14 protein-coding genes are annotated in these 12,352 nt (G+C 68.0%); 12 read left to right on the plus strand and 2 right to left on the minus strand.

Translation table 11 applies throughout. The annotated features are described in order from the left end of the window. Positions 1-276 precede the first annotated feature (276 nt). The 12 genes from AC1DMS_RS26400 to AC1DMS_RS26455 all read left to right on the plus strand — a co-directional run bounded on the left by AC1DMS_RS26400 (position 277) and on the right by AC1DMS_RS26455 (position 9,878). Positions 277-1,014, plus strand: a complete 738-nt coding sequence (locus tag AC1DMS_RS26400; protein WP_307595618.1) for an IclR family transcriptional regulator — start codon at positions 277-279, stop codon at positions 1,012-1,014. Positions 1,015-1,022: 8 nt separating this feature from the next. Continuing rightward, positions 1,023-1,406, plus strand: a complete 384-nt coding sequence (locus AC1DMS_RS26405) for a cupin domain-containing protein (RefSeq protein WP_412511967.1) — start codon at positions 1,023-1,025, stop codon at positions 1,404-1,406. Positions 1,407-1,431: 25 nt separating this feature from the next. Then, positions 1,432-2,445, plus strand: coding sequence for a Bug family tripartite tricarboxylate transporter substrate binding protein (locus tag AC1DMS_RS26410; protein ID WP_412511966.1), 1,014 nt, complete (start codon positions 1,432-1,434; stop codon positions 2,443-2,445). Positions 2,446-2,575: 130 nt separating this feature from the next. Continuing rightward, complete coding sequence (locus AC1DMS_RS26415) at positions 2,576-3,802, plus strand: CaiB/BaiF CoA transferase family protein (protein ID WP_412511965.1); 1,227 nt, start codon at positions 2,576-2,578, stop codon at positions 3,800-3,802. After that, positions 3,799-4,968 carry an acyl-CoA dehydrogenase family protein gene (locus AC1DMS_RS26420; RefSeq protein WP_015867473.1) on the plus strand — a complete coding sequence of 390 codons (1,170 nt, stop codon included), beginning with the start codon at positions 3,799-3,801 and terminating at the stop codon, positions 4,966-4,968. Before AC1DMS_RS26415 ends, AC1DMS_RS26420 begins: the two co-directional genes overlap by 4 nt. 13 nt (positions 4,969-4,981) lie before the next feature. Continuing rightward, positions 4,982-5,275 carry an acylphosphatase gene (locus tag AC1DMS_RS26425; protein ID WP_412511963.1) on the plus strand — a complete coding sequence of 98 codons (294 nt, stop codon included), beginning with the start codon at positions 4,982-4,984 and terminating at the stop codon, positions 5,273-5,275. A 139-nt stretch (positions 5,276-5,414) separates the two neighbouring features. Further along, complete coding sequence (locus AC1DMS_RS26430; protein ID WP_018906166.1) at positions 5,415-6,335, plus strand: hydroxymethylglutaryl-CoA lyase; 921 nt, start codon at positions 5,415-5,417, stop codon at positions 6,333-6,335. A gap of 4 nt (positions 6,336-6,339) precedes the next feature. Continuing rightward, on the plus strand, positions 6,340-6,828 hold the full coding sequence (locus AC1DMS_RS26435) for a YbaK/EbsC family protein (RefSeq protein ID WP_015867470.1): 489 nt from the start codon (positions 6,340-6,342) through the stop codon (positions 6,826-6,828). Next, positions 6,825-7,103, plus strand: a complete 279-nt coding sequence (locus AC1DMS_RS26440; protein WP_412511962.1) for a DUF1289 domain-containing protein — start codon at positions 6,825-6,827, stop codon at positions 7,101-7,103. The genes AC1DMS_RS26435 and AC1DMS_RS26440 overlap by 4 nt, the downstream gene beginning before the upstream one ends. Beyond that, positions 7,100-7,744 carry a 2-hydroxychromene-2-carboxylate isomerase gene (locus tag AC1DMS_RS26445; protein WP_018906169.1) on the plus strand — a complete coding sequence of 215 codons (645 nt, stop codon included), beginning with the start codon at positions 7,100-7,102 and terminating at the stop codon, positions 7,742-7,744. Before AC1DMS_RS26440 ends, AC1DMS_RS26445 begins: the two co-directional genes overlap by 4 nt. Before the next feature lie 166 nt (positions 7,745-7,910). Continuing rightward, positions 7,911-9,605 carry an MFS transporter gene (locus AC1DMS_RS26450; RefSeq protein ID WP_015867467.1) on the plus strand — a complete coding sequence of 565 codons (1,695 nt, stop codon included), beginning with the start codon at positions 7,911-7,913 and terminating at the stop codon, positions 9,603-9,605. A 123-nt stretch (positions 9,606-9,728) separates the two neighbouring features. Beyond that, a complete protein-coding gene (locus AC1DMS_RS26455; protein ID WP_015867466.1) occupies positions 9,729-9,878 on the plus strand; it encodes a hypothetical protein in 150 nt (49 codons plus the stop codon). Between the two features lie 22 nt (positions 9,879-9,900). On the opposite strand, the gene AC1DMS_RS26460 is transcribed toward AC1DMS_RS26455, so the two are convergent. Together AC1DMS_RS26460 and AC1DMS_RS26465 are read right to left on the minus strand one after the other, a co-directional pair. Beyond that, the gene (locus tag AC1DMS_RS26460) at positions 9,901-11,016 is read right to left on the minus strand and encodes an ABC transporter substrate-binding protein (protein ID WP_015867465.1); all 1,116 of its coding nucleotides are present in this window, start codon (positions 11,014-11,016) and stop codon (positions 9,901-9,903) included. 135 nt (positions 11,017-11,151) lie between these two features. Beyond that, entirely contained in the window at positions 11,152-12,258 is a 1,107-nt protein-coding gene (locus AC1DMS_RS26465) for an ABC transporter substrate-binding protein (RefSeq protein ID WP_018906170.1), read from the minus strand. Between the last annotated feature and the right edge of the window lie 94 nt (positions 12,259-12,352).

Consider the following 12,352-nt stretch of genomic DNA (forward strand, 5'->3'; position numbering starts at 1 on the left):
TGCCACATTCCGGGGTGCTCGCAGGACTGCGGGTCCAACTACTGAACGGGTTCGCAACACCAAGCAAACGCCGACCTCGTCAGCAGTGCCGAGCTCCATCCTATGACCATGCGTCATCGATCGCCAGCCACGACCCACGCTTCATGCCCCGGGGTCGGGCCTGCCCGATGACAAACTACTGACGACGGCATGCGTTACCGGCGACTACGCTGAAAGGAGGCGCAGCCAGGGGCAAACCCTGAGGCTTTTGTTTTTCACATACGCGAAAATTTCTTCATGGTTGTGAAAACAGCGTTTCGCGTGATCGAGATCGTCGAGCTCTTTGCCCGGGAGAAGCAGCCGCTGGCGCTGTCCGAGATGGCGCGCCTGCTCGAGATGCCGGTGTCCAGCTGCCTCGGGCTGATCCGCACGCTCGAAGAGCAGGGCTACATGTACGAGACCGGCCGCCGCCAGGGCTACTACCCGACCGGCCGGCTGCTGGCCATGGCGCAGGTCATTGCGGCGCACGACCCGGTGCTCGACCGCGTGCGGCCCGCGCTCGAGGAGCTGCGCGACGGTGCGCGCGAGACCGTGCTGTTCGGCAAGTTCCGCGACCCGAACACGGTCGTCTACCTGGAAGTGCTGAGCGCGCCGCAGAGCATCCGCTATTCGGCCGAAGCGGGCGAGACGCGCCCCGCCTACGCCAATTCGATGGGCCGCGCGCTGCTCTCCACGCTCGCGCCCGAGGTGCGCCGCAAGCTGCTGGCCGCCACGCCGCTGGCGCCGCTGACCGACGCCACGCTGACCACGCCCGAGGCCATCGAGCAGGAGCTCGAACGCTCGCCCGCGCGCGGCTGGTACGGCAACCTCGGCGAAAGCATCCCTGACCTGGTCGGCCTTGCATGGCCGTTGCGCATCGGCGGCGAGGCCTACGCCATCTCGGTGGCGGGTCCGCGCTACCGGCTCGAGCCGCGCATCGACGAGGCGGCCGCCATGCTGCGCTCCGCCTGCCTGGCCATCGAACACAAAGGCTGATCGAAACAATGACCTCCCCACGCTACTTCGTCCGCGAAAGCGACATCGCCGGCTACCACCCGGCCAACCACACCGGCACGCTCAACAAGCGGCTGATCGGCCCCGAGACCGTGGGCGCGAAGCAGCTCGAGGTGCTGGTCGGCCATATCCAGAAGGGCAAGGGCGCGCTGCCCCATTCGCACCCGGGCATCGAGCAGGTCTGCTACATGCTCGAAGGCCGCGCGGTCGCCGAGGTGGGTGGCCAGCGGCAGGAGCTGCACCCGGGCGACAGCTGCTTTTTTCCGGCCGATGCGATGCACACCTTCACGGTGGTGAGCGACGAGCCGGTGCGCGTGCTGGTCATCTACAGCCCGCCGTACGAGGAATCGCCGGAGCGCGTGATCCGGCCCTGAACGACAACCCCCGGAGACAAGAACCATGCAGACGATGAAGAACGCGACAACCACGGTCGCGGTGGCAAGCCGCCGCCGTTTCATTTCCATCGGCGCCGCCGCGGGCCTGGCCGGCGCGGCGCCCTGGGCCTTTGCGCAGGAGGGCTACCCGAAGCAGCCGATCAAGCTGATCGTGCCCTTCGCGGCCGGCAGCGGCACCGACGCGGTGGCGCGCATCACGGCGCAGATGCTGGGCGAGGCGCTCAAGGCCTCGGTCATCGTCGACAACCGCGCGGGCGCCAACGGCGTGATTGCCGCCGAGTTCGTGGCCAAGGCGCCGCCCGACGGCTACACGCTCTTCATGACCACCAACACCACGCACTCGGCCAATCCGAGCCTGATGAAGTCGCTGCCCTACGACCCGGTGAAGGACTTCGCGCCCGTGAGCCGCATGGGCAACCTGCCGTTCATGCTGGTGGTCAACAACGAGCTGCCGGTGAAGAGCGTGGCCGAGCTGCTGGCCTGGGGCCGCGCGCACCCCGGCAAGCTGACCTATGCGAGCGGCAACAGCACCGGCATCGTGAGCGGCGCCACGCTCTCGCGCATGAGCGGCGTGCCGATGCTGCACGTGCCCTACAAGAGCACGCCGCCCGCCATTGCCGACCTGATCGGCGGGCAGGTGTCGATGATGGTGGTCGACCTGGCCGCGGGGCTCGCCACCGTGAAGGCCGGCAAGATGCGCGCGATTGCCGTGACCACGCAGGAGCGCACCAAGCTGTTTCCGGAACTGCCGCCGCTGGCCGAGACGCCCGAGCTCAAGGGCTTCGACATCACCTCGTGGAACGGCGTGTTCGCGCCGGCCGGCACGCCGCGCGATGTGGTGCTGAAGCTCAACAAGGTGCTGTCGGAGATGGCGAATGGCGCGGCCTTCCGCGAGCGGGTGGCGAAACTGGGCTTCGATGCCTTCGGCAGCACGCCGGAAGAGCTGGGCGCGTTCACCGTGTCCGAACTGGCCAAGTGGAAGAAGCTGATCCAGGCTGCGGGCATCCAACCGGAATGAGCGTGCTGTTGAATTTGAATTCCTCCCTCCCCTCTCGGGGGAGGGCAGGGGTGGGGGCCAGCGGCGCCTCCATCGGGCGCCCTCCCTGCCCCCATCCCCACCTTCCCCCGGAAGGGGAAGGAGCAAAGACATGAGCACCGCTGGACCACTCGACGGCATCCGCATCCTCGACCTCACGGCCGTGGTGATGGGCCCCTACGCCACGCAGACGCTCGGCGACCTTGGCGCCGACATCGTCAAGGTCGAGCCGCCCACGGGCGACAACCTGCGCGCCGTGGGTCCGATGCGCCACGCCGGCATGGGCGCGATGGCGCTGCACCTGAACCGCAACAAGCGCTCGATCGTGCTCGACCTGAAGCAGCCCGAAGGCCGCGAGGCGTGCCTGCGGCTCGCGGCGGGCTGCGATGCGCTGATCTACAACACGCGCCCCCAGGCGATGGCGCGGCTCGGGCTCGGCTACGAGGCCGTGGCGGCGGCCAATCCGAAGATCGTCTATCTCGGCGCCTTCGGCTATGGCGAAGAGGGCCCCTATGCCGGCAAGCCCGCCTACGACGACCTGATCCAGGGCGCGGCCGGCGTCGCCTCGCTGTTCGCGCAGCAAAGCGGCGGCGCGCCGCGCTACGCGCCTGTCACGCTGGCCGACCGTGCCGTGGGGCTGCAGGCGGCCATCGCGCTGCTCGCGGCCGTGCTGCACGCGCAGCGCACGGGCAAAGGCCAGGCGGTCGAGGTGCCGATGTTCGAGGCGCTCTCGCAGTTTGTGATGGGCGACCACCTGGGCGGCCACAGCTTCGAGCCGCCGCTCGGCCCCACCGGCTATGCGCGCCTGCTCGCTGCGCACCGCAAGCCCTACGCCACGGCCGACGGCTACCTCAGCGTGCTGATCTACAACGACAAGCACTGGCAGGCCTTCTTCGACCTGATCGGCCGGCCCGAGCTGCGCGCCTCGCCGATGTTCGGCACGCACACGGCGCGCGCCGCGAACATCGGCGCGGTCTATGCGTTCGTGGCCGAGGTGATGGCCACGCGCGGCAGCGATGACTGGATGGCGGCGCTGGAAGCGGCCGACATTCCGGTCGCGCGCCTGCACAGCACCGAGAGCCTGATCGACGATCCGCACCTGCGCGCGGTCGATTTCTTTCCCGAGTTCGACCATCCGAGCGAAGGCCGCATCCGCACGCTCGCGCCGGTCGGACGCTACAGCGCCACGCCCGCGGGCATCCGCCGCATGGCGCCGCGCATCGGCGAGCAGAGCGTCGAGCTGCTGCGCGAAGTGGGCTATGGCGATGAAGCCATCGACCACCTGCTCGCGCGCGGCGTCACGCTGCAGCCGGCTCCACCCAAGGACAACGACGAATGAACTTCTCCCTCAATGAAGACCAGCGCTCGCTGGTGGCCGCCATCGAGCGGCTGTGCGAAGACTTTCCCGCCGACTACTGGCGCGACCACGACGACCGCGCCGCGTTCCCGCACGAGTTCCACCGCGCCGTGGCCGACAGCGGCTGGCTCGGCATCGCGATGCCCGAGGCGCAGGGCGGCGCGGGCCTGGGCATCACCGAGGCGGCGCTGATGATGCGTGCCATCAGCGCATCGGGCGCGGGCATGTCGGGCGCTTCGTCGGTGCACATGAACATCTTCGGGCTCAACCCGGTGGTGGTGTTCGGCAGCGAGGCACAGCGCCAGCGTTTCCTGCCGCCGCTGATCGCGGGCACCGAGAAGGCCTGCTTCGCCGTGACCGAGCCCGACGCGGGGCTCGACACCACCCGCCTCAAGACGCAGGCGGTGCGCCAGCCGAACGGCAGCTACCTGCTGCACGGCCGCAAGATATGGATATCGACCGCGCAGGTGGCCGACCGCATGCTGATCCTCACGCGCACCACGCCGCTCGATCAGGTGAAGAAGCCCACGCAGGGGCTCACGCTGTTCTACACGCCGCTGGACCGCGCCAAGGTCGAGGTGCGCGAGATCCACAAGCTCGGCCGCGCGGCGGTGGACTCGAACATGCTCTTCATCGACGGGCTCGAAGTGCCGGAGGAAGACCGCATCGGCGAGGAGGGGCGCGGCTTCGAATACATCCTGCACGGGCTCAACCCCGAGCGCATATTGATTGCGGCCGAAGCCATCGGCATCGGCCGCGCCGCGCTGCGCATCGCGGCGCAGTACGCGCAGGAGCGCGTCGTCTTCGGCCGGCCGATCGGCCAGAACCAGGGCGTGGCGCACCCGCTCGCGCGCGCCTGGGCCAACCTCGAGGCGGCCGACCTGATGGTGTTCAAGGCCGCCACGCTGTACGACGCGGGCGAGCCCTGCGGCATCGAGGCCAACGCCGCCAAGTACCTCGCGGCCGAGGCGGCGCACGACGCCTGCCAGAACGCGGTTCTCACGCTGGGCGGCATGGGCTATGCGAAGGAATACCATGTCGAGCGGCTGCTGCGCGAGAGCTACATTCCGCGCATTGCGCCGGTCAGTCCGCAGATGATCCTGAACTTCATCGCGGAAAAGGCGCTCGGCCTGCCCAAGTCGTACTGATGCTGCCCCTGCCATGAATCCATCCGCCGTTACCCGCCATCTCGTTGTCCGCGGCCTGGTGCAGGGCGTGGGCTATCGCTGGTCGATGGTGCAGGCCGCGCGGCGCCTGGGCGTGCGCGGCTGGGTGCGCAACCGCCGCGACGGCAGCGTGGAGGCGCTGGCCTCGGGCCCGGCCGCTGCGGTCGATGCGCTGGTCGCATGGGCCCGCAGCGGACCGGAGGGCGCGCGCGTGGATGCGCTCGATGCCGTGGAGGCGCCCGCGCCCGCCGAGCCGCCATCGGATTTCGTGCAGCGCGAAACGGCGTGAACCGCGGCGCTGGCGCGATCTGCAACGCCGCTGGCAGGCATTGCAACCCCTGCGGCGGGCGCGGCCGAGCATGCAAGACGCAGACGGCCGACAATCGGCGGACGCTCTTTCCTTTCTCCAGCGAACCCAGAGACATCCCATGAAACTCCCCGCCAAGGTCCAGATCATCGACGTCGGTCCGCGCGACGGACTGCAGAACGAGAAGCAACCGGTCTCCGCCGAAATCAAGATCGGCCTCGTGCACCGCCTGCAGGACGCCGGCCTGAAGGAGATCGAGGTCACCAGCTTCGTGAGCCCCAAGTGGGTGCCGCAGATGGCCGACAACGCCGAGGTGATGCACGGCATCAAACGCAAGCCCGGCGTGCGCTACTCGGTGCTCACGCCCAACATGAAGGGCTTCGAGGCCGCCATTGCCGCGCCGCGCGAGGAGTGGCCCGACGAGATCGTGGTGTTCGGCGCCGCGAGCGAGGCCTTCAGCCAGAAGAACATCAACTGCTCCATTGCCGAGAGCATCGAGCGCTTCGCGCCCGTGGTGGCCGCGGCGCGCGAGAAGGGCATCGATGTGCGCGGCGCCATGTCGTGCACGGTGGGCTGCCCGTATGAAGGCGAGGTCGCGCCCGAGCGCGTGGGCATGCTGGCGAAGTTGATGAAGGACATTGGCGTGCAGCGCGTGGACGTGGCCGACACCATCGGCGTGGGCACGCCGCGCAAGGTGAAGGCTGCCATCGAGGCCACGCTGGCGCACTTCGGCGTGGACCAGATCTCGGGCCACTTCCACGACACCTACGGCCAGGCGCTGGTCAACACGCTGGCCTCGCTGGAGCTGGGGGTCTGGAACTTCCAGTCGTCCTCCGCGGGCCTCGGCGGCTGCCCCTACGCCAAGGGTGCGACGGGCAACGTGGCCACCGAAGACGTGGTCTACATGCTGCACGGCATGGGCATCGAAACCGGCATCGACCTGGACAAGCTGATCGACGCCGGCGTGTACATCAGCGAGGCGCTGGGGCGCGAGCCGAACTCGCGCGCGTCGAAGGCCCTGCGCATCAAACGGGCGGGTTGAAACGATGTGCGGCGCTGAACTTCATTCGCTGCCCGAGGGCGTGCAGCGCGTCTCGCGCATGCTGCAGGACGCGGGCCACCCCCATTCGCCGCGCATGCTCGACGACGCCTGCCGCACCGCCCAGCAGGCGGCCGACGCGCTCGGCATTTTGGTCGGGCAGATCGCCAAGAGCATCATCTTCCGGCGCAAGAGCGACGACGCGGCGGTGCTGGTCATCACCTCGGGCGACAAGCGCGTCGACGAGAAGAAAGTCGATGCGCTGGTCGGCAAGACCGGCCGCGCCGATGCGGAGTTCGTGAAGGCGCGCACCGGCTTCACGATCGGCGGCGTGTCGCCGGTGGCGCATGCCACGCCGCCGGTGGTGCTGATCGACCGCGAGCTGTTCCGCTTCGAGGAGATCTGGGCTGCCGCGGGCCATCCGCATGCGGTGTTCCAGCTGCGCCCGCAAGACCTCGAGAAGCTCACCGGCGCGCCGGTGGCGGACGTGGTGTGAACGCCGAGGCCGCGCTGATGCTGGCCGAACGCGCCCAGGCCGTGCAGCGCCCGGCCGCCGGCGATGCGCCCGATGTGCCATCGCCCTGCACCTCGGTCTGCCGCATGGACAGCCGAAGCGGCTTCTGCGAAGGCTGCCTGCGCACCCTCCCCGAGATCGCGGGCTGGAGCCGGATGGACGGCGTGGCGCGGCGCGGCGTGTGGCGCGCGATCGAGCTGCGGGCGCGGGCCGGCCTCTGGCGCATTCCGGAACCCTCAGGAGACAAGCACGCATGAAGCACATCGACTTCTATCTCGACTTCATCTCGCCCTACGCGCACCTTGCGTTCGAGCACCTGCCCCAGGCGCTCGAGGGCCTGAGCTGCAGCGTGGCCTACAAGCCGGTGCTGCTCGGCGCCATCCTCAAGCACCACGGCCAGCTCGGCCCGGCCGAGATTCCCGCCAAGCGCAGCTGGACCTACCGCCATGTGCTCTGGCTCGGCCATGCGAACGGCATCCAGATCGAGATGCCGGCCTCGCACCCCTACAACCCGCTGCCGCACCTGCGGCTCGCGCTGTCGACCTCGGACGACGGCAGCATCAGCCGCCTGGTGGCCGAGACCATCCTGCGCAACGTGTGGCGCGGCGGCGAGGAAGCCGGCGATGCCGCGCGCCTGGCTGCGCTGGCGGCGCAGCTGGCACCGAAGCGCGACATGAACGGCGACGAGAACAAGGCGCTGCTCAAGCGCAACACCGACGAAGCGCTGCAGCTCGGCGTATTCGGCACGCCGACCTGCAGGGTCGACGGCCGCCTGTTCTGGGGCTTCGACGGCCTCGCGATGCTGCGCGCCTACCTCGCCGGCGACGCATGGTTCGACGGCCCGCAATGGGCCGCGGCCGACCAGCGACCGTCCTTGCTGCGAAGCAGCAAAAGCTGAGCAGAAGGCCGATTTCTTACAAGCTGAAACGGACCCCGCGGGTTTCACCTTAATCCGTAAGCGCCGATTCAGTTTCGCGAAAGGCTCGGGTCAGTCGCGCCTCCAAGAATGCTTCACGGTCCCGAATGCCGGGCCCGATCGAACGCATACACAGGAGACGACGCAAATGGCAGCAACACTGGATTCGAGGGGGATGCCGCATCCGGCCCCCCGGCCCATGTCCGCGGAGGAAAAGAAGGTCATCTTCGCTTCCTCCCTTGGCACGGTGTTCGAGTGGTACGACTTCTACCTCTACGGCTCGCTGGCCGCGATCATCGCGAAGCAGTTCTTCAGCGGCCTCGATGCCGGCGCAGCCTTCATCTTCGCGCTGCTGGCGTTTGCCGCGGGCTTCCTGGTGCGGCCGTTCGGCGCCATCGTGTTCGGCCGGCTCGGCGACATGATCGGGCGCAAGTACACCTTCCTGGTCACGATCCTGATCATGGGCCTGTCGACCTTCATCGTCGGCCTGTTGCCCAGCTACGCCACCATCGGCGTCGCGGCGCCGGTGATCCTGATCGCGCTGCGCATGCTGCAGGGCCTCGCGCTCGGCGGCGAGTACGGCGGTGCCGCCACCTATGTGGCCGAGCATTCGCCGCACGGCAAGCGCGGTGCCTACACCTCGTGGATCCAGACCACCGCCACGCTCGGGCTGTTCCTGAGCTTGCTGGTGATCCTGGGCGTGCGCGAATGGCTCGGCGAAGCGGTGTTCAACGACTGGGGCTGGCGCATTCCGTTCCTGGTGTCGATCCTGCTGCTGGGCGTCTCGGTGTGGATCCGCCTGTCGCTGAGCGAATCGCCCGCCTTCCAGAAGATGAAGGCCGAGGGCAAGACCTCGAAGGCGCCGCTGTCCGAGTCCTTCGGCCAGTGGAAGAACCTCAAGATCGTGATCCTGGCGCTGGTCGGCCTCACGGCGGGCCAGGCGGTGGTCTGGTATTCGGGCCAGTTCTACGCGCTCTTCTTCCTGACGGCGCAGCTCAAGGTCGACGCGACCACGGCCAACCTGATGATCGCGGCCGCGCTTTTGATCGGCACGCCGTTCTTCGTGGTGTTCGGCACGCTGTCGGACAAGATCGGCCGCAAGCCGATCATCATGGCCGGCTGCCTGCTGGCCGTGGTCACCTACTTCCCGGTCTTCAAGATGCTGACCGAGGCCGCCAACCCCGACCTCGCCAAGGCGCAGGCCACCGCCGGCGTCACCGTCACGGCCGACCCCGCGACCTGCTCGTTCCAGGGCAACCCGGTGGCGCGCGAGATCGACTTCAGGAGCTCCTGCGACATCGCCAAGCGCTACCTCGTGCAGAACTCGGTGAGCTATGAGAACGTGGCCGGCGCGCCGGGTTCGAAGGCGGTCGTGAAGATCGGCGACAAGTCGGTCGAGGCGCCCGTGGGCAACGTCGTGAACCTCAAGTTCGACGAGACCTCCGCCAAGGAAATCGCCGCCTTCAAGAAGGGCGTGGCCGAAGACCTGAAGGTCGCGGGCTACCCGGCCAAGGCCGACCCCGCCAAGATCAACAAGCCGCTGACGGTCGCGCTGCTGTTCTGGCTGGTGCTGCTGGTCACCATGGTCTACGGCCCGATCGCTGCCATGCTGGTGGAACTGTTCCCCACCCGCATCCGCTACACCTCGATGAGCCTGCCCTACCACATCGGCAACGGCTGGTTCGGCGGCCTGCTGCCGACCACTGCCTTCGCCATCGTGGCCTCGACCGGCAACATGTACAACGGCCTGTGGTATCCGATCATCATCGCGGGCGTCACGCTGGTGGTGGGCACGCTGTTCATCCGCGAAACCAAGAACGTCGACATCTACGCGAACGACTGACGCACGTTCGGCAGTGCAGGAGGGCGGCGGGAGCCGGCCCTCCGTTCAACAAAGGGGCTTCATGCCGTCGGCATGAGGCCTTTTTCTTGAACCCCCGCATTCCATCCCCAGGAGACAGAACCCATGTGGAAACTCGTTGTCGGCTTCGTCGTCTTTGCCGCCATTGCCCTGTACGTGATCTCGAAAGCCGGCGACAAGATCGACATGTCGGGCGAGAAGCATGGCGGGGACGCGGCGCAGCACGAGCCCGCGCCCGCCGCCGCACCCAAGTAGGCAAGCCGCCGCGCGGCGGCGATCAGCGCTTGAATCGGCCTTCGCTGATGATCGACAGGTCGACGTAGTCGATGCCCGTGTGGTCCGTCGGCGAATAGCTCACGTCGATGTTGCCGCCCAGGTCGTACTGGAAGCTGTTGAGCGTGGCAATCAGCCGGGCGCGCGTGGGCTTGGGGCCCGTGCGGCGCAGCGCCTCCACCATCACCTTGGTGGCGACGAAGCCTTCGAGCAGCGCGGGCGACAGCTCGGTCTGCCCCTTGGCCTTGGCGAGCGCCATCGCCTCCTTGATCAGCGGATGGCCGAACGAGCGCTCGTAGGGCAGCACCTGCGTGACGATCACGCCGGCGCTGGCCGAGCCCAGCTCCTTGATGAAGCCCGAAGCCGCATTGTTCGACAGCGTGATGATCTGTGCCGCCGAACCCGCGGCCCGCAGCGCCTTCACGCCTTCGGTCACCGCGGTGCCCGAGCCGATCCACAGCACCGCCTGCGCATTGGCCTTGACCAGCTGCGGCACGATCGCCGAATAGTCGGGCTTGCTGCGGTCGGCCAGCGCCAGCACCGCCGGTGCGAGCCCGGCCTTCTCGAAGCCCTTGCTCGCGCCTTCCATCGCGTCCTTGCCGAAGGAGTCGTCGGCCTGCACCACGGCAATGCGCTGGATGCCCGTGGTGTGCAGGTGCTGCACCGCTTTTTCAGCCTCGCGCTGGTAGGTCGAGCGCACGTTAAAGATGTTCTTCTGCAGCGGCTTGTGCAGCGCCATCGCGCCGGTGGAAGGGCCCACCAGCGCCACGCCGTACTTGTCGAGCAGCGGGATCACGGCCAGGGTGTTGGGCGTGCCGCGGTTGAGCAGCAGCGCCAGCACCTTCTTGTCCTCGATCAGGATGCGCGTGTTCTCCAGCGAGCGCTTCGCGTCCAGGCCGTCGTCGAGCCGGATCACCTCCACCTGCTCGCCGTTGATGCCGCCCTGGGCGTTGACCTGGTCGATGACCAGCTGCGAGCCCATGATGGTTTCCTTCACGCTGGCGGCCACCGGGCCCGACAGGTCGGCCGACTGGCCGATCACGATCTGCGCCGACGCGCCGAGCGCGGACAGGGCAAAGAGCAGCGCAGCAGCGCGGGACGTGGACAACATCTTCATCATCGAACAGCCTTTGGGCGAAGCGGATGCTTCTGTCAGAAGATGTGTAATGTGTTGCCGCAAGTGACAATCACTCGCTCGTGGAAACCCTGTCAAACCATAGTTGACAGTGCCCTGGCGCCGCCGCCGGCGCCGCGCTCAGCGCTTGAAGCGGCCGTCGCTGATGATCGCGAGGTCGGCGAAGTCGATGCCCGAATGGTCCTGCGGCGAGTAGCTGATCTCGAGCCCGCCGAGGTCGTAGCCGCGCAGGCTCTCGAGCGCCGCCAGCACCTTGGCCCGCGTCGGCTTGGGGCCGGCGCGGCGCAGCGCCTCGAGCAGCACCTTGGCCGAGGCAAAGCCCTCGAGCGCGGCCGGCGACAGCTCGGCCTGGCCCTTGGCGCGCGCCAGCGCCAGCGCTTCCTTGACCATGGGGTAGCTGATGGAGCGCTCGTTCGGGAACACCTGGGTCACGATCACGCCCTTGCTCGCATCGCCCAGCTGCTTGATGAAGCCCGACGAGGCGTTGTTCGACAGGGTGACCACCTGCGCGGCCGAGCCGGAGGCGCGCAGCGCCTTGATGCCCTCGACCACGGCAACGCCCGAGCCGATCCACAGCACCGCCTGCGCATTGGCGTCCCGGATGGCCGGCACGATGGCCTTGTAGTCGGGCTTCTCGCGGTCGGCCGGCACGGTCACGACGGGCTTGGCCTGCGCCTTGGCGAAGCCGGTCATGGCGCCCTCGAGCGCGTCCTGCCCGAAGGAATCGGTCACATGCACCACGGCGATGCGCGCGATGCCGGTGGTGAGCAGGTGCTGGATCGCCTTCTCGGCTTCGCGCTGGTAGGTGGCGCGCACGTTGAACACGTGCTTTTGCACCGGCTTGTGCAGCACCATGGCGCCGGTCGAAGGGCCGATCAGCGCCACGTCGTGCTTGTCGAGCCACGGGATGATGGCCTGCGAATGCGGCGTTCCGCGGCTCATGAAGAGCGCCACCACCTTCTTCTCCTCGAGCAGCACGCGGGCGTTCTCGGCGGCGCGCTTGACGTCGAAGCCGTCGTCCATGCGCAGCACCTCGATCTTCTCGCCGTGCACCCCGCCCTGGGCGTTCGCGGCGTCGATCAACAGCTGGGCGCCGCCGATGGTTTCGTTCACGCTGGCGGCCACCGAGCCGGTCATGCCCGCGGTCTGGCCAATCAGGACCTGGGCCGGCGCGGATGTCGCGGCCAGGGCGAGCAGGGCCGCGCAAAGAACGTGCAGCTTGTTCATGGATAACTTCAAGGGCGGTGTTGGAACGTAAACAAAGGTGCTATTTGTTACATAAAGTGTTATTTGCGGAATCCGTACAAACCCCTGCGCGGCC

This window comes from Variovorax sp. 05T418 (assembly GCF_056396385.1).

Coding starts and splice junctions, on each gene's coding strand:
- AC1DMS_RS26400 (WP_307595618.1), top strand. CDS start 277: ATGGTTGTGAAAACAGCGTTTCGCGTGATCGAGATCGTCGAGCTCTTT.
- AC1DMS_RS26405 (WP_412511967.1), top strand. CDS start 1,023: ATGACCTCCCCACGCTACTTCGTCCGCGAAAGCGACATCGCCGGCTAC.
- AC1DMS_RS26410 (WP_412511966.1), top strand. CDS start 1,432: ATGCAGACGATGAAGAACGCGACAACCACGGTCGCGGTGGCAAGCCGC.
- AC1DMS_RS26415 (WP_412511965.1), top strand. CDS start 2,576: ATGAGCACCGCTGGACCACTCGACGGCATCCGCATCCTCGACCTCACG.
- AC1DMS_RS26420 (WP_015867473.1), top strand. CDS start 3,799: ATGAACTTCTCCCTCAATGAAGACCAGCGCTCGCTGGTGGCCGCCATC.
- AC1DMS_RS26425 (WP_412511963.1), top strand. CDS start 4,982: ATGAATCCATCCGCCGTTACCCGCCATCTCGTTGTCCGCGGCCTGGTG.
- AC1DMS_RS26430 (WP_018906166.1), top strand. CDS start 5,415: ATGAAACTCCCCGCCAAGGTCCAGATCATCGACGTCGGTCCGCGCGAC.
- AC1DMS_RS26435 (WP_015867470.1), top strand. CDS start 6,340: ATGTGCGGCGCTGAACTTCATTCGCTGCCCGAGGGCGTGCAGCGCGTC.
- AC1DMS_RS26445 (WP_018906169.1), top strand. CDS start 7,100: ATGAAGCACATCGACTTCTATCTCGACTTCATCTCGCCCTACGCGCAC.
- AC1DMS_RS26450 (WP_015867467.1), top strand. CDS start 7,911: ATGGCAGCAACACTGGATTCGAGGGGGATGCCGCATCCGGCCCCCCGG.
- AC1DMS_RS26455 (WP_015867466.1), top strand. CDS start 9,729: ATGTGGAAACTCGTTGTCGGCTTCGTCGTCTTTGCCGCCATTGCCCTG.
- AC1DMS_RS26460 (WP_015867465.1), bottom strand. CDS start 11,016: ATGATGAAGATGTTGTCCACGTCCCGCGCTGCTGCGCTGCTCTTTGCC.
- AC1DMS_RS26465 (WP_018906170.1), bottom strand. CDS start 12,258: ATGAACAAGCTGCACGTTCTTTGCGCGGCCCTGCTCGCCCTGGCCGCG.